Below are 19,073 nucleotides of genomic sequence, written 5' to 3'. Positions count from 1 at the left end.
GGGTGACGCGGTCCTCCGCGCCGTGGCGGACGTCCTCGTCGAGGCGGGCGAGGACGGCGGCGAATTCCGGCGGCAGGCCGGTGCCGGCGAGCAGCGCGGTGATCTCAGCGCCCCCCAGGCCCTCGGCACCGGCCGGCGCCGCCACCCCCAGCCGCGCGTCACCTCGGCCATCACCGACGCCGTGTTCGACGAGTTGGCCGAGCAGGGCATGGTCGTCGCGGTGCTCTCGGAGTTCGGCGTGCCGCGAGCCGACGTCCCCGACACCGGCTCGCTGCGCGGGGACCTGCCGGCGATCCTGCGCCTGGTCCACGACTGGCTGACCCGTCCCCGCTCCGCCACGGTCTTGCCCGACGTCACCGCCGAGGCCGTGCGCAGCCCCGCCCTGGCCGCCGCCCCCGTCCACTGACGGCTGACCGTCCCCCGGGCCCCGGTCGAACCCGACCACCTCGACCGGCTCGCCGACCACGTCGCCCGCGCGCTCGGTGCCACCATCCGGTCGACATCGCGTTGAGCCGTGATTCCGCACTCCCGGGAATCCGGTGCGCGGGTCGGCCCGCGCACCGCCGGGTGGGCTCAGGCGTCCTGGTGCCGCGCCATGTACCGGGCGTACCAGGCGGGCCAGTTCTCGTCGTGCTGCCCGGTCTCCTCCTCGTGCTCCCCGTGCGCGGCCGCGGCGTCGCGCAGTGCCTGCTCCAGCCGCTGCGTCGAGTCGTACGTCACGCCGGTGACCCGCCCGGGCAGTCGGCGCGTGATCTCCTGCAGGAGCCAGGTGTTGCCGTCGGGGTCGCTGAAGGTGGCGAACGAGGCGTAGGTGCCGCGGTCGGGGTGCGCGCCGGGGGCGAACGCGCCGGAGTCGTCGCGGTGGAACACGCCGCTGACGTCGACGCCGTGGCCGGTCAGCTCGGCGCGGGCGGCTTCGATGTCGTCGACGACGAGGTAGGTGCCGCGGACCGAGCCGGGGGCGGCGTCGGTGATGCCGGTGCCGAAGTGGACCGAGGTCCGCGATCCCGGCGGGGTCAGCTGCACGACCCGCGAGGCGCCGAAGACGAGGTCGGCGTCTTCACGCCAGCCGAGGGTCTGGTAGAAGTGCTTGGTCCGGTCGACGTCGGTGACGGGCAGGACCACTACTTCGAGCTTCATGTCCATGGCCGGAACTCCTCATCGGGGTGGCTCGGGGTTTCACTCGCCACCACTGTCGTCCTCCCGGGGCCCGTTCGTCCCGGTGAGAAGTCGACGTGCGGTCCACCCCCGCCCGGCTCGTCGCGCTCGGCCGAGCCGCCGATCGGGGCATTCCCCGGCGTGAGGGGCCGGCGCCGAACCCCGGCACCGGCCCCCACGTCACCTCATCGGCGGGCGTCCGCCAGGACCTTCTCCTCCTCGCGCGGCTTCTCCAACCCCGCGCCCTCCACGTCCAGCACCGGCAGCCACCGCAGCCACCCGGGCAGCCACCAGGCGGCCTTGCCCAGCAGCGCCAGCGCGGCCGGCACCAGCACCATCCGCACCACGAACGCGTCCACCAGGATGCCGATCGCCAGCGCGAAGGCGATGGACTTGATCGGCCCCTCACCGGACGGCACGAAGCCCGCGAACACCGAGAACATGATCAGCGCCGCGGCCACCACCACCGGCGCCGCCTGGCGGAACCCGGTCCCGATGGCCTCGCGCGGCGCCCGGCCGTGGCTGTGCGCCTCGTGCATCCGCGACACCAGGAAGATCTGGTAGTCCATGGCCAGCCCGAACAGGATGCCGACCATCAGGATCGGCGTCAGGCTGAGCAGCGGCCCGGTGCCGTCCAGGTTGACCGCGTCGGCCAGCCAACCCCACTGGAACACCGCGACCGTGGCGCCCAGCGACGCGCCGATGGTGAGCAGGAAGCCCAGCACGCCGACCAGCGGCACCAGGATCGACCGGAACACCAGGACCAGCAGCACCAGCGCCAGGCCCACGACCAGGGCCAGGTAGATCGGCATGGCCTCGTCCAGGGCCACCGCGACGTCCACGCTGACCGCGGTCGCGCCGGTGACGTAGGCGGTCGCGCCGGTCACGTCGGCCAAGCGGTCGCGCAGGTCGCCGACCAGCCGCTCGGTGGCCGGGCTGGCCGGGCCGGACTCGGGGATGACCGTCACCATGGCGGCGGTGCCGTCGGCGTTGGGCACCGGGGGCGTCACCAGCGCGACGTCGTCCACGTCCTGGATGCCGGCGACCGCGCCGGCGGCGGTCTGCGCCGCGTCGTCGCCCTCGAACAGGACGACCAGCGGGCCGCTGAAGCCCTCGCCGAAGCCCTCGGCGAGCAGCCGGTCCGCGCGCTCCTGCGTGGTGCCCGCGGGCGGGGCCATGACCAGGGTGGTCTCCATGGACGTGACCGGCACGGCGATCGCGCCCAGGCCGACCACGGCCAGCAGCAGCGCCGCCACCCGGTTGCGGGTCACCCCGCCGACCCAGCCGCGGTAGACGCCGCGGTCGCGCGGCTCGGCCTCCACGGCGTCCCGCTGCCCGCGGGGCAGCGCGCGCTTGCCGAGGTAGCCGAGCACGGCGGGCACCAGGGTGACGGCGACCAGCACGGCGACCACGATGGTCAGCGCGGCCGCGACGCCCATCTGGGTCAGGAACGGGATGCCGACCACGGCCAGGCCGGCCAGGGCGATGACCACCGTCAGGCCCGCGGTCACCACGGCGGAACCGGCGGTGCCCACGGCGGTGCCGATGGCGTCGCCCACGTCCCGGCCGCGCCGCAGCTCCTGCCGGTAGCGGTTGATGATGAACAGGGCGTAGTCGATGCCCACGGCCAGGCCCAGCATCGCGGCCAGGATCGGCGTGGTGGACTGCAGGTCCATGAAGCCGGTGGCGATGGTGATGCCCAGGGTGCCGATGCCCACGCCGACCGCGGCGGTGAGCAGGTTCATGCCGGCCATCACCAGCGAGCCGTAGGTCAGGGCGAGGATCACCAGCGCGACCACCACGCCGATGACCTCGACGATGCCGCCGACGTGCGGCGGTGCCTGGATGGCCTCGCCGGTGACCTCGACGGTCCACCCGCCGGCGCGGGCGTCGGCCGCGGCGTCGGTCAGCGCGGTGCGCTGCTCCCCGGTCACCTCGCCCGGCTTGGCGTCGTAGGTGACCGTGCTGTAGGCGGTGTCCTGGTCGGGGTTGACGGTCGGGGCCTGCGGGTTCAGCGGGTTGCTCGCCGAGGTCACGCCGGGCAGCGTGCCGAGCTGCTGCACCAGCGCGCCGACCTTCTGCGCGTTCTCCGGCGTGGTCAGCTTCTGCCCCTCGGGGGCCTTGACCACCACCCGCGCGGTCGTGCCGCCGCCCTGCGCGCCGAACTGCTCGTCGATCTTGTCCAGCGCGGTGGTGGACTCCTGGCCCGGGATGGAGAAGGAGTTGGCGGTGGCCCCGGACAGGGTCACCGCGCCCACGGCCGTGCCGCCCAGGACCAGCAGCCACAACAGGACGACGACCAGCCGGCGCCGGTAGGCGCCGAAGCCGAGTCGGTAGAGCAGACGTGCCATGGGGGATCAGTCCTCCACCTGAGCTGGATCGGACGGTGCGGAGCGGGTGGGCGCGGGGGCGGCGGGCGGTGTGGCGCCCGGACCGCCGTGGCCGAGCGCGTCGAGGCAGGTCGTGATGATGTGGGGCCGCCACCCGGTCCGGTCGCCGGCGCGGTTGGCGGACAGGCTGAGCACGGCCAGGGCGCTGAGCATCCCGACGACCCGCACCAGCCGCTCGGTGTCGCCGCCCTCCGGGTCGACCCCGAACAGCGAGAACACGAGCCGGTCGATGCCCTCCAGGCCGCTGTCGTCGTCGGGTTCCTCGTCGGTGCCGAGGGCGCTGATCGCGCGGGACGCCAGGGCGACCAGCCCGGGCCGGTCCAGGGCGACGTCGACCAGCAGCTCCACGGCCCTCCGGTCGCGCGCCGCGCCCGCGGGCAGCCCCGCGACCCGGTCGAGGACCTGCTGGCTGTGCACGCGACCCATCTCGCGCGCGGCCTGGAACAGGGCCTCCTTGCTCGGGAAGTGGTGCAGCAACCCGGCCTTGGACAGCCCGACGGCGTCGGCCAGGTCCTTCAGCGACGTGTGCGCGAACCCGTGGCGCGCGAACAGCCCGGCCGCCCGGTCGAGGATGCGCTCGTCGGCGTACTGGCGGGTAGGTCGTGCCATGGCCGCGACGCTACCAACGCGTCTACCGATCCGGTCGGTTTACCGACCGGATCGGTAGGTGTGTTCGATCACTTTGTGTGCTGCGGGGCGCCCGGTTGTGTGTCGCCCGAACGGAGTGGCAATGGTGGCTGGCGGGGCGCGGTGGTGACCACTCTGGCGTTTCCACGTGCGGTTCAGCCCGGCGCGGCCTGCGGCAGAGGGGTAACCGCGCAGCCGGCCACCGAACCCGCATGGTCTGCCGGATGACGGTCCATCGCGGCCGGAAGGCGGGAAGAAGGGCTCCCGCCGGGCCGACCTCGCCGCCCTGTCGGATGCCGCCGTCGGCGGCTCGGCGGAAACATCCTGGGGTCGGTGCGGTGCGTCGGGTTCACCGCGTCAAGGGGAAGGTGGCGACGAGTCGTGCGCCATGGTCGTCGAGCGGGTCGGTGGCGCGGAGGGTGCCCGCGTGGACGGTGGCGATGCGGCGGGCGATGGGCAGGCCCAGGCCGGTACCGCCCGTGTCGTCGGTGCGGGCGTGGTCCAGGCGGGTGAAGCGGTCGAAGATGCGGTCGCGGTGTTCGGGTGGGATGCCGGGGCCGTCGTCGAGGACCTCCAGCACCGCTTGGTCGGCAGTGGCCGTCAGGCGGATGGTGATGGTGGCGGTGGCGTGGCGTTCGGCGTTGTCGAGCAGGTTGCCCAGCAGTCGGTCGAGCAGGAAGCGGCTGCCACGCACCGGTACCGCCCGGTCCGGCACCAGGGTGGTGAGGGTGTGGCGGCTGCGGTGGCGTTCGGTCTGCTCGCGGGTCAAGGCGGTGAGGTCGACGGTGTCGTCCTGGCCCGCGGTGGACGTGGGCGTGGTGGAGGCGTGGTCGAGGCGGGCGAGCAGGAGCAGGTCGCCCGCGAGGTGTTGGAGGCGTTGGGTGTCGGCCAGTGCGGCGTCGGCCACCGCGGGCCAGTCGGCCAGGTCGGGGTAGGTGGTGGCGATCTCCAACTCGGCGCGCAGGGCGGCGATCGGGGTGCGCAGCTCGTGGGAGGCGTCGGCGACGAACCGCCGGTTGTCCTCCACGGCGGCCTCCAACCGCTCGAGTGTGGCGTTGACCGTGGTGGCCAGTCCCGCGATCTCGGTGCGGCCACGCGGTACGGGGACCCGGCGGGTCAGGTCCTGCTCGGTGATCTCGGCCATCTCCCGGCGGATCGCCTCGACCGGCTGAAGCACTCGGCCGGTGGCGAGCCACACGACCCCGCCGAACAGGCCGATCAGCACCGCCGCGCCGCCCAGCAGGAACAGGACCTGCGCGTTGAGGGCGCGCTGGATACCCGCGAGCCGTGCTTGGTGCTCCTCCGGCAACCAACCGCCGGTCAGATCACCGACCCCGGTTTCCCCTGTCGCGGTCGTCAATCTGGCTCGAATTCGTCGGGGATCAGTCAGGGGCCATGACGAGAACTCGGGCGTGATGGTGCCGGAATGATACTCCGCGAGGCAGGTCATCGTCGAGTCGGCGCCCATGACCTGTCGGGGGATTGCGTTCTCCGGTCGCACGGGCTTGGCAGGCACGGTGACCCCCGCGCCGATTTGCTTCGAAAAGAACTCGCTGCCGACTAGGCAGTCCTGCGATTCCGGGACGGTGACCCAGGGTATCAAGTCTGGTCTTTTCTTGTCCGCCGGGATCTCTTCCCCGAGGGAACTGCAGAGCGCGCGATATCCACTTGACGCGACTTCGAGCCGGACTGCCTCATCTCGCAGGGAGTTCGCGGCCAGCACCACGATGGCGGCTATCGGCACGGCCATCACCAACGCCGCCATGATCGAAACCGGCAGTCGCAGCGAGCGCGGCCAGTGCCTGTTCACCTGGTCTCCTCCTTGCACCCGGTGGTCGGTACCCGATGTCGCGGGCGGTGACAACGGTGCCTCGGTTGAATGGAGTATCGATCTTGCGGCGCAGGGCGCCGGTGTAGACCTCGATGAGGTCGAGGTCGTGTTTCCGGGCTTCGCCCCGCACACAACAGCGCCCGCGGTCGGGCCACCGGTACCACGCGGGGAAACGGCTTGGTCAGGCGGTCGTCCGCATCGGTGTCCAACCCCTTCGGTCTCGTCCAGCCCGCCGTCCTCGGCCGCCGTCAACGGAACCGGTGTCCGTCCAGACCGCTGTATTCCACCTCGACGATGAAATCCTCCGCCACCAACACCCGCATACCAGCACTATGCCGCAACCAGGGTGCCCGACCTGAAGACCACTTCAGGTTGACCCAGGACCGTTTCAGAGCACTCCCGGCAAGGTTCGAACCTGTCCGGGGTCGGCATGCGGTACGGTCCGGCTCCCGGTCGCCGTAGCCGTCCACGGCGTAGAAGCCGACAGGCTTGCCGGTGGCCTGCTCGGTCTTCTCGACGAACTGCGCGAACCCGGTGGGCGGGTTGACGCATCGGGTAGGTCCAGTCGGCGCCGTCGCGGTTGAGCAGCCGCCGGTTCGGGTCGACACGGCCTGCCGCCGCGGTGGCGAGGACCGCGGTCGCGCCCGCGAGCAGGACGCGGGTGCGATGACGTGCTCGGGCTCCGGACGTGCCTTGCCTCAGAGGTGGGGAGGCTCGGGATGGGGGTCAGCCGGCCCGCAAGGGCAGCACGGCCAGCACGGTGCGCTGGATCGCCACGGCTGCCGCGCCGCGGGCCCAGAGCGTGGGGTCGTCGTTGAGGAACCGCAGGTCGATCGGTGACGCCTCGGGGTGGCGCGACTGGCCGATGGCGGCCCGCACGCGGGCTTCGGCGACCTGGGCGAGGCGGATGCCCTCGCCGGTCAGGATGATCCGCTCGGGTTGGGCGATGTTGGCGACGGCCGCGATCAGCGTGCCGAACGCGTGGGCCGCCCGGCCGACGATCTGGTCGGCGACGGCGTCGCCGGTTTCGACGAGGTCGAGCACCTCGTCGTAGGTGACGGGCCGGCCCAGCGTCAGGGCGGCCTGCGACTGGATGGCGTCGGTGGTGAGCAGGGCTTTCACGCAGCCGCGGTGCCCTTCGGGGCAGATCGGGCCGAGGGGGTCGACGGGGAAGTGGCCGAGCAGGCCGAGCCCGGAGTCGGGGCCGCCGACGAGGCGGTCGTGGATGACCAGGCCGCCGCCGACGCCGGCGCCGATGGTGAGCACGGCGAAGCTGTCCACGTCGCGGCCGTCGCCGAACCAGTGCTCCGCCTCCAGCAACGCGTCGAGGTCGTTGGACACCACCGTCGGCCTGCCGGTCGCCCGGGAGACCGCCGCGCCGAGGTCGACGTCCTTCCAGTGCAGGAACACGGCGCGCTGGACGCGGGCGAACCCGTGGACCACGCCGCCGATGCCGATGCCGATGGCGGCGACCGGTCGTCCCGCGTCGTCCAGTGACGCGACCAGGTCGGCGATCCTGGCCACGACCGCGTCCACGTCGTGCTCGGTGATGTCGACGGAGGCGCTGTCGAGGATGTCCGCGCGCAGGTTGGTCAGCACGCCGTAGGCGCGGAACCCGGCGAGCTTGATGCCGATGAAGCGCTGCACGTCGGGGTCGACGTCCAGCGGCTGCAGCGGCCGGCCGCCGCCGCGCGGGTTCGGCGTGTCCACCTCGCGCAGCAGGCCGGCGTCCACCAGCGGCTTGGTCAGCCGGGTCAGGCTCGCCGTCGACAGGCCCAACCGGTCCGCCAGCTCCGACCGGGCCAGCGGGCCGTGGAGCAGGACCTCCAGCGTCACGCGGCGGGCGGAGGGCAGCAGGGGTGCCCAGGGCGATGCGGCGTCGAGCACCGTGCGCTCCTCGTCGAGATCGGGGTGACCGGAGCGCAATAGTACCGCCGCGAAACTACCTGGCAAGACCCCTTGCGTGACAAAAACGTGACTAGCTGCGGGTTGACGCGTTACAGTCACGTCACCCTTAATGTTGCGACAAAGAAAACCTCGGTAGGCGACGCCGCCGTCGCGACTCTGGAGGACCGACATGCGCAAGCACCCCCTACGGCTGGCCACCGCGGTGGCCGCCGCCTTGGCGCTGGTGACGACCGGGTGTTCGAGCGGAGGTGACTCGGGGGACCCCGACACGCTCAAGGTGTGGTGGTGGGAGACCGACGACAGCGCGCTGTCGGCCGCCTGGAAGGAGGCCGTCTCGATCTTCGAGAGGGAGCACCCCGGCGTCACGGTCGAGCAGGAGCTCAAGACCTACGAGCAGGTGCAGCAGTCGGGCCGGCTCATCCTCGACTCCGACGACACCCCCGACGTGCTGGAGTACCTCAAGGGCAACGCCACCGCCGGCGTCGTGGCCGAGGCCGGCCTGCTCACCGACCTGACCGACGTCGCCGAGACCCGCGGCTGGAAGCTCGACAACACCGCCCAGGACGTCGGCCTCTACGACGACAACGGGCTGATGGGGTCGGGCAAGCGGTACGGGATCACGAACTACGGCGAGTACGTCGGCGTCTGGTACAACCAGGACCTGTTCGCCCGGAACAACGTCCCGGTGCCGACCACCCCGGCCGAGTTCGAGGGCGCGCTGAAGACCTTCGCCGACAAGGGCATCACGCCGCTGGCGCTCGGTTCGGCCGACTACCCCGGCCCGCACCTGCTCTACACCCTGGCCCTGGCGCACATGGACCAGCGGTCCCTGGCCGCCTACCAGCGGTTCGAGGGCGAGCCGGACTGGTCGGCGTGGGAGAAGGCCGCCACGACGATGCGCGAGTGGGTGGAGCGCAAGTACATCAGCACCGACTCCACCGGCATCCCCGCCCAGGACGCGGGCAACGCGTTCATCGCCGGCCAGTACCCGATGTTCGTCTCCGGCACCTGGTGGTCCGGGCAGATCGCCGAGCAGCCCACGTTCCAGGTCGGGCAGTTCCTGTTCCCCGGCAACGAGCTGCACCCCGGCTCCGGCGGCAACCTGTGGGTGGTGCCCGCCAAGGCGAAGAACAAGGACCTCGCCTACGACTTCCTGGAGATCACCCAGCGACCCGAGGTGCAGAACTCCCTGGCCAAGAAGGGCGGCGTGCCGGTCGCGGCCGAGCCAGGCTCGGCGAGCTCGGCGATGGGCCTGCTGGTCGGCGACCGCTTCACCGAGCTGCTCTCCGGCGACGGGGGCGGCCTGGCCTGGTACCCCGACTGGCCGGTGGCCGGGCTGAACGACGTGCTGCTGGCCAACACCACCGACCTCGTCGGCGGTGACGCGAGCCCGCGGCAGGTGGTGGAGGCGATCAAGGCCGCCTACGACGCCGGCAAGCCGTCCGCCTGACCGGCCGGGCCGAAAGGATCGCCATGTCCTCGACAGACACAGCCCCGTCGCGCACCGCCTCAGCGGGCACGGCCATGCGCACCACCGCGCCACGCCGGGCGCGCGAGGGCACGTCCGAACGCCGGGCCGGCTACTGGTGGTACGTCCTGCCCGGCGCGATCGGGTTCCTCGCCGTCGTCGCCGTGCCCTTCGGGATGAACCTCTGGTACAGCCTCACCTCCTTCCGGGGCGTGGGCGACCCGGTGTTCATCGGGTTCGACAACTACCGGCGGCTGCTGGGCGACCCGCTGTTCTGGGCCTCGTTCCGGCACAGCGTGGCGTTCATCGTGGCCATGGCGATCCTCCCGACCGCCATCGGGGTGGTGGTCGCGGCGGTGCTGTTCAACTACATCTCCCCGAAGTTCGGCACCAAGGTCGCCAGTGTCCTGCGCGCCACCTACTACCTGCCGCAGATCCTGCCCATCGCGGTGGCGGGCGTGCTGTGGAAGTGGATGTACCAACCGCAGTACGGGATCATCAACACCACCCTGCGCGACCTCGGGCTCGGCGGCCTGGCGCAGAACTGGCTCGGCGACTCCGACCTGGCCGTCTACGCGGTGATGAACGTGCTGGTCTGGCTCCAGGTCGGCTACACCGTGGTGGTGTTCATGGCCGGGCTCTCCCGGGTCGACCCGGCCCTGTACGAGGCCGCCGAGCTCGACGGCGCGACCTGGCTCCAGCAGTTCCGCGCCATCACGCTCAACCAGCTCCGGCCGGAGATCGCGGTCGTGCTGATCACCACCTCGGTGGCGGCGCTGAAGGTGTTCGCGCCGATCTTCGTGCTCACCCGAGGCGGGCCCGGCACCAGCACGATCGTGCCCGCGTACTTCTCGTTCGCCAACTTCTTCACCACCAACAAGGTCGGCTACGGCGCCGCGGTGGCGTCCGTGCTGGCGCTGATGATCTCGGTCGTCGCGGTCGCGCTGCTGCGCTACCAGACCCGCAACTCCGAAGGGTTCGAAGATGGCCGTGGATAGCCTGGAGAAGGCGGTCGTGAACCCGGCGACACCTCCCGCGCCCCCCGCGCGCCGGGTGAAGCGCCGCAAGCGCGGCGTCAGCGGCTGGCTGGTGCTCGCCCTGGTCGCCGGCGTCGGCCTGCTGATGCTGTTCCCGTTCTGGATCGCGGTCGTCAACGCGTTCAAGCCCGCGCCCGACTACATCGCCAACGGGCCGGTCTCGCTGCCCACCGAGCTGGACTTCTCCGCCCTGGTCGACTTCTGGGGCGGCGTCGACTTCAACCGCAAGCTGCTCAACAGCGTGGTGATCAGCGGCAGCGTGGCCGTGATCGCGGTGGCGCTGAGCCTGCTGTCGGCGTTCGCCATCGGCATCGGCCGCATCCGCGGCCGGGTGTGGATCCTCGCGCTGTTCATGCTCGCGTTCACCATCCCGCAGGAAGCGCTGGTGTACCCGCTGTTCGTGCTCACCCGCGACCTCGGCCTCTACGACACCACGACGGGCGTCGTGATCATCCTGTCCGTGCTCCAGAGCGCGTTCGGCACCTACATGCTGTCCTCGGTGCTGGGCACCTTCCCGCCGGAGGTGCTGGAGGCCGCCCGGCTCGACGGCGCCACCCGCTTCCAGGTGCTCCGGCTCGTCGTCCTGCCGCTGACCAGGCCGACGATGGCGGTGCTGATGACGTTCTTCTTCATCTGGACCTGGAACGACTTCTTCCTGCCCCTGGTGCTGCTGCCCTCGGCGGACAACCAGACCGTGTCGGTCGCGCTGGGCGCGTTGAGCGGCCAGTACACCAGCGACCCCACGGCGCTGGCCGCCGCGTCGCTGGCGGGCATCCTGCCGGCCCTGCTGTTCTTCCTGCTCTTCCAGCGCACGCTCATGCGCGGCGTGAACCTCGGCGCGGTCAAATAACACCCCACGAAGGACATCCATGACTCTCGAGCAGACGGCGACCACCACCGTGGACACCGCCCCCTGGTGGACCTCCGCCGTGGTCTACCAGATCTACCCGCGCAGCTTCGCCGACTCCAACGGTGACGGCGTCGGCGACCTCAACGGCATCACGTCTCGGCTGGACCACCTGGAGCGGTTGGGCGTCGACGTGATCTGGCTGTCGCCCGTCTACGCCTCCCCGCACGCCGACAACGGCTACGACATCTCCGACTACCGGGCCATCGACCCCGCGTTCGGCACCCTGGAGGACTTCGACCGCCTGCTCGCCGAGACCCACGCCCGCGGCATGAAGCTGGTGATGGACCTGGTGGTCAACCACACCTCCGACGAGCACCCCTGGTTCGTCGAGTCGCGGTCGTCCAGGCACAACCCCAAGCGGGACTGGTACTGGTGGCGCCCGCCGCGCGAGGGGTTCGAGGCCGGGCGGCCCGGTGCGGAGCCCACCAACTGGGAGTCGTTCTTCTCCGGCCCCACCTGGACCCTCGACGAGACCACCGGCGAGTACTACCTGCACCTGTTCGCCCCCAAGCAGCCGGACCTGAACTGGGAGAACCCCGAGGTCCGCCACGCCGTGTACGAGATGATGCGGTGGTGGCTGGACCGGGGCGTGGACGGCTTCCGGATGGACGTCATCAACCTGATCTCCAAGGACCCCGCCCTGCCCGACGGCGCCACCACCGGCACCGGCGGCCTCGGTGACGGGTTCCCGCACTACGGCACCGGGCCGCGCATCCACGAGTTCCTCCGGGAGATGCACCGCGAGGTGTTCGAGGGCCGGTCGGGCGAGCTGCTGACCGTGGGGGAGATGCCCGGTGTCACCTGGGAGGACGCCCGGCTGTTCACCGACCCGCGCCGGCGGGAGCTGGACATGGTGTTCCAGTTCGAGCACGTCTCGCTCGACCACGGCCCCGGCGGCAAGTTCGACCCGCGCCCGCTCGACCTGCGCGACCTCAAGGCGTCGCTGGGCCGGTGGCAGACCGGGCTGGGCGAGGTGGGCTGGAACAGCCTGTACTGGAACAACCACGACCAGCCCCGGGTGGTCTCCCGGTTCGGCGACGACGGCAGGTACTGGCGCGAGTCCGCCACCGCGCTGGCGACGGTGCTGCACCTGCACCGCGGCACGCCGTACGTCTACCAGGGCGAAGAGCTGGGCATGACCAACGCCCCGTTCGCCGGCGTGCACGAGATGCGCGACATCGAGTCGCTCAACCACTACGCCGAGGCCGTCGCCGCCGGCAACGAACCCGAATCGGTGCTGCGCGGCCTGCGCGCGATGGGCCGCGACAACGCCCGCACCCCCGTGCAGTGGGACGCGAGCCCCAACGCCGGGTTCACCACCGGCCGACCGTGGATCGCGGTCAACCCCAACCACACCTGGCTCAACGCCCAGGCCCAGTACGACGACCCGAACTCCGTCTTCAACCACTACCGACGGCTCATCGAGCTGCGCCACGCGCTCCCCGTGATCGCCCGCGGCGACTTCCGGATGCTCCTGGCCGACGAGCCCTACCTCTACGCCTACGAACGCACCCTGGACGACGACCGGCTGCTCGTCGTGGCCAACCTCGGCGGCACACCGCAAATCGCCGCCCTGGACGGTGACTGGTCGGCCGCCGACCTGCTGCTGTCCAACGTCGGCGAGCCGCCGGTCGTGAACGGCCGGATCTCCCTGGAACCGTGGTCGGCACACGTCTTCCTGAAGTGAGGCCGCAGCAGTACGACGCAAACCCTTCCCAATGACGAGAAGAGGATTTCGCCATGCCCGCAGCAAGAACCAGCAGGCTCGCGGCACTCGCCGCCGGTCTCGCCCTCGCCCTGGTCGGCGTCGTCGCGCCGGCCGCGGTGGGGACGCCCCCGGCCCGGGCCGCCGCCGTCTCCACCGCCGACAGCGATCAGCTCAAGACGTGGTGGCACGACAACCACGAGTTCAACACCACCAGCCCGGTGGCGAACGACAAGGTCAGGCGCTCGTCGTTCTACGACGTCCAGGTCGCCACCGCCGCGGCGCCGGCGACCAGGTACGACTCGTTCGCGTACATGAGCATCGCGCGCGGCGGCAAGGGGAAGATCGGCTACACCGAGGAGGACGGCGCGGAGTTCTCGTCGTCGGCGAACCTGACGATGAGCTGGTCGTCCTTCCAGTACGCCACCGACGTGTGGGTCGACGTCTCGCTGCGCACCGGCCAGAGCGTCTCCTCGGCCGACCAGGTCAGGATCAAGCCCAGCGGCCTGGACTTCGCCAAGCAGCTCGTCGACGGCGACACCGTCCGCATCAAGGTGCCCTACAGCGCGGCGGGCTACCGCTTCTCGGTCGAGTTCGACCCGCAGCTCTACACGGCGTACAACGACATGTCGGGCCCGGCCACCGACGCCGGCAAGCTCACCACGTCGTCGGGCAACGGCAACCGCGCCGTCCACACCGAGCCGCGCAACTCCATGATGATCTTCGCCGAACCGGCGCCCACCGGGGCGGAGCGGGACCGGCTGGTCCCCACGCCGTCCTCGGGCAGCACCTACTACCCGCCGCAGGGGCAGGTCACCAACCTGAACACGATCAGCGAGGAGATCGTGTACTTCCGGCCCGGCACCTACTACATGACCTCGAAGTACCACGCGCTGCTGCCCAAGCAGGTCAAGTGGGTCTACCTGGCGCCCGGCGCCTACGTGAAGGGCGCCCTCCGCTTCCCCGACGACAGCCAGGGCCTCTACAAGGTCACCGGCTACGGCGTGCTCTCCGGTGAGCAGTACGTCTACGAGGCGGACACCGCCAACAACTACGACCACCTCTCCGGCGCGTCCAACTGCCACTCCACCTGCGTGAAGATGCTCCAGTTCGCCTCGGCGCAGGGCCGGCAGCAGCACCTGGACCTGCAGGGCGTGACCATCAACGAGCCGCCGTACCACTCGTTCGTCGTCTACGGCGACGAGCAGACCTTCGGCATGCGGGTCGAGAACTACAAGCAGGTCGGCTCCTGGTACTGGCAGACCGACGGCATCGAGCTCTACCGCGGCAGCACCATGCGGAACACGTTCTTCAACGCCAACGACGACGTGCTGAAGATGTACCACAGCGACGTCACCATCGACAACACCGTGATCTGGAAGAACGAGAACGGGCCCGTCATCCAGTGGGGCTGGACCCCGCGCGACATCGACAACGTGCGCGTGAACAACACCCACGTCATCCACAACCGGATGTACTGGAAGGACGTCAAGTACAACACCTGCGTCCTCAACTCCTCCTCGCACTGGGAGGACATGGGCTCGACCACCAAGGCCGACCCCGCCGCGTGGGTGAGGAACATGACCTTCGAGAACATCACCGTCGAGGGCACGACCAACTGCGCGATCCGCGTCTTCGCGCTGTCCAGCACCGAGAACATCCACGTCAAGAACCTCAGGATCGACGCCTGGAACCAGCTCGACGCGTCCTCGCAGGTCAACCTCCTCAAGCGGTACAGCAACAGCGGCGGGCAGAAGGTCACCCTCGGCAACGAGACCCGCGACAGCCGCGGCCTGAAGCTGGAGAACTACACCGTCGGCGGCACGGTCATCGACAAGTCCGGCACCAACTGGGCCGCGGACCAGCTCGGTCGGATCGGCTTCGACGCCGAGACCTGGGACAACTGGAACGCCTGGGGTCCCGGCGGCGGCAACCCCGACCCGGTCACCGGCGGCCGGATCGTCAACGGCGCGACCGCCAAGTGCGTCGACCGCGCGGGCGGCGGCACCGCGAACGGCACCGCCGTCCAGCAGTGGACCTGCGCCGACGCGCCCGCCATGACCTGGGCCCTCGACGGGCAGCAGCTCAAGTCCGGCGGCAAGTGCCTGGACGTCGAAGGCGGCGCCACCGCCAACGGCACCAAGGCCCACCTGTGGGACTGCGGCACCTGGGACAGCCAGAAGTGGGCCTTCCAGGCCAACGGCACCCTGAAGAACCTCAAGTCCGGCCGCTGCCTGGACGTCGAAGGCCAGAGCACGGCCGACGGCGCCCGCCTGCACCTGTGGGACTGCGGCACGTGGAACAGCCAGAAGTGGGCCCCCACCGGCTGACCGGAATTCCCGGCCTGCCACCACCGACCAGCGTTCCCCCGTGAACGGGCAGAACGCGGTGGAAACACGGCCGCGGGAATTCTCGCGCGCGGGAATTCCGTGATGAAAATCGGTCGTTGACAGTAAAAACCTCGTCTCACTAATCTGAAGAAGCCGCCGCCACGGTGTTCCGGCCCGGCGGGACGCATTCCCCCGGTGCTTCCTCCCGATCCCGACGGAGGCACACCCGTGAAGAAATCGGTCAAGGCGGCGTGGTCCGCCGCCGGAATCACCGATCCCGCGCTGCCCGCGGATGTCATCGCGTCCTCGCCGCCCGCGAGCCGGACCTCCCGGTACGGCACCAAGCGCCTGGGCGACTGACGCCAGGCAGGGGGTGGCGGCCCCGCAACGACGCGGGGCCGCTGCCCGGCCACCCCCGGGAGGACATCCGTACCGGAACGCGGGCCACACCACCCCCCAAGACGCCTCCGCGCGGCCCCGACCGCGCGGGGGTGGGCGGGACCGCTCGGTGGCGGCCGGCTGGTCCCGCTCGCGTGGAAGCGGTGGCGTCGTCGACCTCCGACGACGCCACCGCCCCGAACACCACCCCAGACGGCCGTCACCCCTGCCGCCGACACCACTTCACCCACGGAGGACACGCATGCACACCGCATCACCCGCAGCCCGGCGCCGGACCGCCCTGCACCTCGCGCTGCTGCTGCCCCTCATCGCCTCGGCACTGGCCTTCCAGCCGACCCGCGCCTTAGCCCACGGCACCGTCGTCGACCCGCCCACCCGCAACTACGGCTGCGCCACCCGCTGGACCGGCCCCGACGCGCCGGGCATGCAGGAGCAGGACTTCATGTGCTACCTGGCCTGGCACCAGAGCCCCGACGCCATGTGGAACTGGAACGCCCTCTACGCCAACAACCTGGGCGAGAACATCGAGAGCGCCGTCCCCGACGGGCAGATCTGCAGCGCCGGTCGCGCGGAGGGCGGGCGCTACGCGCCGATGGACAACCCCGGCCCGTGGAAGACCACCAGGGTCGGCGGCAGCTTCCCCGTCACGGTGCAGGACGTGGCCCGGCACGGCGCCGACTACCTGAAGATCTACATCACCGAGCAGGGCTTCGACCCCACCAGCTCGGTGATCGGCTGGGACGACCTCGACCTCGTCAAGCAGACCGGCCGGTACGGCTCCCAGTTCGAGTACAAGACCGACGTGACCACCTCCGGCTACCGCGGACGCCACGTCCTCGTCACGATCTGGAAGGCGTCGCACATGGACCAGAAGTACTTCCTGTGCAGTGACATCGACTTCGGCTGACCTCGGCAACGGCACCGTCCCGCGGTGAGCGGGACGGTGCCGCCGTCGACTGGGGCACCGGGACCGTCAGGGCAGGAGGTCGCGCTCCCGCAGGATGGCCCGCGCGTGGTCGATGGCGTCGGGCGTGTGGTCGAACACGCGCAGGTCGAGGGTGTCCAGCGCCCGTCGGTGCTCGTCGCGCACGCCGGAGACCAGGACGGTGACACCGCGGTGCTCCAGCCGGCGCACGGCGTCGCGCAGCACCTGCGCGCCGGTGGCGTCCACGGCGGACACCCGGGACATCCGCAGGATCACCACCTCGACCGGGGCGATCGCGGTCAGCTCCAGCAGGAAGCGGTGGGCGGCGGCGAACAGCAGCGGGCCGTCGAGGCGGTAGGCGACGATGTGCCGGTCGAGCAGCGCCCGCTCCTCCTCGCGGTGGTCACCCGGCTCCAGCGGCACCTCCTCCAGCCGCGCGGTCCGCGACACCGCGCGCAGGGCGAACACCCCCGCCAGCACCAGGCCCGCGATGACGGCGGTGACGAGGTCCAGCGCGAGCGTCGCCACGGCCGTCAGCGCGAGCACCGCGGCGTCGGGGCGCCCCGCCCGGGCCAGGGCGCGCACCGAGCCGGCCTCGACCATCCGGACCGCCGTGGCCAGCAGCACGCCCGCGAGCACCGCCAGCGGGACCCCGGCCACCCACGGCGCGGCCACCAGGACGATCAGCAGCAGCACCGCGGCGTGGGTGAGGGCGGCCAGCCGCGAGGTCGCGCCGGAGCGGACGTTGACCGCCGTGCGCGCGATGGCCGCGGTGGCGGGCACGCCGCCGAACAGCGGCGCCACCAGGTTGGCCACGCCCTGGCCGAACAGCTCCCGGTCCGGGTCGTGGCGCCGGCCGACGCTCATCCCGTCGGCGACCGCGGCCGACAGCAGGCTCTCCAGGGCGGCGAGCGCGGCCACGGCCACCGCCGAGGGCAGCAGCGACCACAGCGTCCCCGGGTCCAGGAACGCCAGGGAGGGCGTCGGCAGCGAGGCGGGCAGCTCACCGATGCGGGCCACCGGCAGCGCCGCCCACTGCGCCACCAGGGTCGCCACGACGACGGCGGGCAGCGAGAACGGCACACCGGGCCGCCACCGGGCGCCGACCAGCATCACCAGGGCGACCCCGCCGGCCAGGGCGACGGCCTCCCAGCGCGGCGCGGCCACGAAGTCGGCGACCGCCGCGACGGCGGCGAGCACCACGTGGTCCTCACCCGGCGCGGGCACCCCCAGGGCGGCGGGCACCTGCTGCAACGCGATCACCGCCGCGATGCCGATGGTGAACCCCTCCACCACCGGCACGGGCACGTACCGCATGTAGCGGCCCGCCCGCGCGACCGCGAGCAGCACCAGCAGCACCCCCGCGAGCAGGCCGACGGTGAGCACGCCGTCCACGCCGTAGCGCGCGACGATCGGCACCAGCACCACCGTCATCGCGCCGGTGGGCCCGGACACCTGGAGGCTGGAGCCGCCGAACACCGCCGCCAGCGCACCGGCCACGACGGCGGTGACCAGGCCGGAGGCCGCGCCGAGCCCGGAGGCGACGCCGAACCCGAGGGCCAGCGGCAGCGCCACGACGGCCACCGTCACCCCGGCGAGCAGGTCGCGGCGGGTCGCACCGGCCCAGTCCGCCCTGACGGGCAGGAACGTCGTCACGCCCGCTCCTCCTCGCGCAGCATCGCCAGCAGCTCGTTCTGCCCGGCCAGCAGGCCGGTGAGGACCTTCCGCGCCACGCGCAGCAGCTCGGCCACCTCGTCACTGGTCAGCGCGTACACCACGGTCGTGCCGTCCCGGGTCGCCGTGACGATCCCCGAGCGGCGCAGCACCGCGAGCTGGGCCGACAGGCTCGACGCCTCGACGCCGATGTCGGCCAGCAGGTCGCGCACCGGCTTGGGGCCGTCCTGGAGCAGTTCGAGCACCCGGATGCGCACCGGGTGCCCGAGCATCCGGAAGAACTCCGCCTTGGCCTGGTGCAGCGGGAGGGGCACGACGGGCTCCTGCGGGGTGTGGAGTTGAAAAGTTCTTCAACTCTACAACACGGCAATTCCACCGGACGCGGTGTCACGCCCCTGGTGCCGGCGGCGCTCTCGACGTCCTCGCGCGGTGACCACCCGCACCCCCGCGCCGCCTCGCCGCGCTGGCCCGGCGGTACTCGCTGTCGCAGGGTCCGGCCGTACAGGCGCAATTCGACCGCACCGCGGTCGTCCGCGCCGACCTGTTCACCCTCCGCGTGGGTCGGGCGCCCGAATGGGGCAATTCCGCATTCGAGGGGTCGGGCAGCCGGGCGGAACGGACGTCGTTCGGCCGGTGGGCCTATTTCGGGCAGCCGAATTCCGGAGTGCCCCAGGGCTGCCCGGCTGCGTCCGTAAGGTCGATTGCCGGTGC

Annotated in this window: 16 protein-coding genes; 8 read left to right on the top strand and 8 right to left on the bottom strand. The window is 71.5% G+C overall.

Features of this window, described 5'->3' with window-relative positions; all coding sequences use genetic code 11:
• The first annotated feature begins 22 nt into the window (after window positions 1-22).
• The gene (locus EKG83_RS48415) at window positions 23-406 is read left to right on the top strand and encodes a TetR-like C-terminal domain-containing protein (protein ID WP_033433848.1); all 384 of its coding nucleotides are present in this window, start codon (window positions 23-25) and stop codon (window positions 404-406) included.
• Window positions 407-573: 167 nt separating this feature from the next.
• Here the strand turns inward: EKG83_RS48415 and EKG83_RS28705 are convergent, their stop codons facing one another.
• From EKG83_RS28705 to EKG83_RS28680, 6 genes are all read right to left on the bottom strand, one after another.
• Window positions 574-1,140, bottom strand: coding sequence for a VOC family protein (locus tag EKG83_RS28705; RefSeq protein WP_228122252.1), 567 nt, complete (start codon window positions 1,138-1,140; stop codon window positions 574-576).
• Between the two features lie 203 nt (window positions 1,141-1,343).
• A complete protein-coding gene (locus tag EKG83_RS28700; protein WP_033433850.1) occupies window positions 1,344-3,509 on the bottom strand; it encodes an MMPL family transporter in 2,166 nt (721 codons plus the stop codon).
• A 6-nt stretch (window positions 3,510-3,515) separates the two neighbouring features.
• The gene (locus tag EKG83_RS28695) at window positions 3,516-4,157 is read right to left on the bottom strand and encodes a TetR/AcrR family transcriptional regulator (protein ID WP_084716904.1); all 642 of its coding nucleotides are present in this window, start codon (window positions 4,155-4,157) and stop codon (window positions 3,516-3,518) included.
• Between the two features lie 367 nt (window positions 4,158-4,524).
• Complete coding sequence (locus tag EKG83_RS28690; RefSeq protein ID WP_228122251.1) at window positions 4,525-5,985, bottom strand: sensor histidine kinase; 1,461 nt, start codon at window positions 5,983-5,985, stop codon at window positions 4,525-4,527.
• A gap of 269 nt (window positions 5,986-6,254) precedes the next feature.
• Window positions 6,255-6,614: a hypothetical protein gene (locus EKG83_RS28685; RefSeq protein WP_153278514.1), complete on the bottom strand. Its 360-nt coding sequence runs from the start codon at window positions 6,612-6,614 to the stop codon at window positions 6,255-6,257.
• Window positions 6,615-6,732: 118 nt separating this feature from the next.
• On the bottom strand, window positions 6,733-7,893 hold the full coding sequence (locus EKG83_RS28680) for an ROK family transcriptional regulator (protein WP_033433851.1): 1,161 nt from the start codon (window positions 7,891-7,893) through the stop codon (window positions 6,733-6,735).
• Window positions 7,894-8,083: 190 nt separating this feature from the next.
• Between EKG83_RS28680 and EKG83_RS28675 the strand changes: the two genes are divergently transcribed.
• The 7 genes from EKG83_RS28675 (at window position 8,084) to EKG83_RS28650 (ending at window position 16,670) form a co-directional block, all read left to right on the top strand.
• Window positions 8,084-9,364: an ABC transporter substrate-binding protein gene (locus EKG83_RS28675; protein WP_033433852.1), complete on the top strand. Its 1,281-nt coding sequence runs from the start codon at window positions 8,084-8,086 to the stop codon at window positions 9,362-9,364.
• Between the two features lie 23 nt (window positions 9,365-9,387).
• Window positions 9,388-10,380, top strand: coding sequence for a carbohydrate ABC transporter permease (locus EKG83_RS28670; protein WP_033433853.1), 993 nt, complete (start codon window positions 9,388-9,390; stop codon window positions 10,378-10,380).
• A complete protein-coding gene (locus EKG83_RS28665; RefSeq protein ID WP_084716906.1) occupies window positions 10,367-11,269 on the top strand; it encodes a carbohydrate ABC transporter permease in 903 nt (300 codons plus the stop codon). Before EKG83_RS28670 ends, EKG83_RS28665 begins: the two co-directional genes overlap by 14 nt.
• Window positions 11,270-11,288: 19 nt before the next feature.
• Window positions 11,289-13,016 carry a glycoside hydrolase family 13 protein gene (locus EKG83_RS28660; protein ID WP_033433854.1) on the top strand — a complete coding sequence of 576 codons (1,728 nt, stop codon included), beginning with the start codon at window positions 11,289-11,291 and terminating at the stop codon, window positions 13,014-13,016.
• Between the two features lie 53 nt (window positions 13,017-13,069).
• Entirely contained in the window at window positions 13,070-15,364 is a 2,295-nt protein-coding gene (locus EKG83_RS28655) for a family 49 glycosyl hydrolase (protein ID WP_153278513.1), read from the top strand.
• 228 nt (window positions 15,365-15,592) lie between these two features.
• Window positions 15,593-15,724, top strand: a complete 132-nt coding sequence (locus tag EKG83_RS49180; RefSeq protein WP_265590291.1) for a hypothetical protein — start codon at window positions 15,593-15,595, stop codon at window positions 15,722-15,724.
• Window positions 15,725-16,004: 280 nt separating this feature from the next.
• Window positions 16,005-16,670 carry a lytic polysaccharide monooxygenase gene (locus tag EKG83_RS28650; protein ID WP_033433855.1) on the top strand — a complete coding sequence of 222 codons (666 nt, stop codon included), beginning with the start codon at window positions 16,005-16,007 and terminating at the stop codon, window positions 16,668-16,670.
• A 66-nt stretch (window positions 16,671-16,736) separates the two neighbouring features.
• Here EKG83_RS28650 and EKG83_RS28645 read toward each other — a convergent pair whose 3' ends face one another.
• Together EKG83_RS28645 and EKG83_RS28640 are read right to left on the bottom strand one after the other, a co-directional pair.
• A complete protein-coding gene (locus EKG83_RS28645; protein WP_033433856.1) occupies window positions 16,737-18,344 on the bottom strand; it encodes a SulP family inorganic anion transporter in 1,608 nt (535 codons plus the stop codon).
• Window positions 18,341-18,676: an ArsR/SmtB family transcription factor gene (locus EKG83_RS28640; RefSeq protein ID WP_033433857.1), complete on the bottom strand. Its 336-nt coding sequence runs from the start codon at window positions 18,674-18,676 to the stop codon at window positions 18,341-18,343. The genes EKG83_RS28645 and EKG83_RS28640 overlap by 4 nt, the downstream gene beginning before the upstream one ends.
• Window positions 18,677-19,073: the final 397 nt, after the last annotated feature.

The organism is Saccharothrix syringae (assembly GCF_009498035.1).
Classification (GTDB): Bacteria; Actinomycetota; Actinomycetes; order Mycobacteriales; family Pseudonocardiaceae; genus Actinosynnema; species Actinosynnema syringae.
The sequence above is the reverse complement of the archived record's forward strand: the minus strand, read 5'-3'. Positions and strand labels throughout refer to the sequence as shown.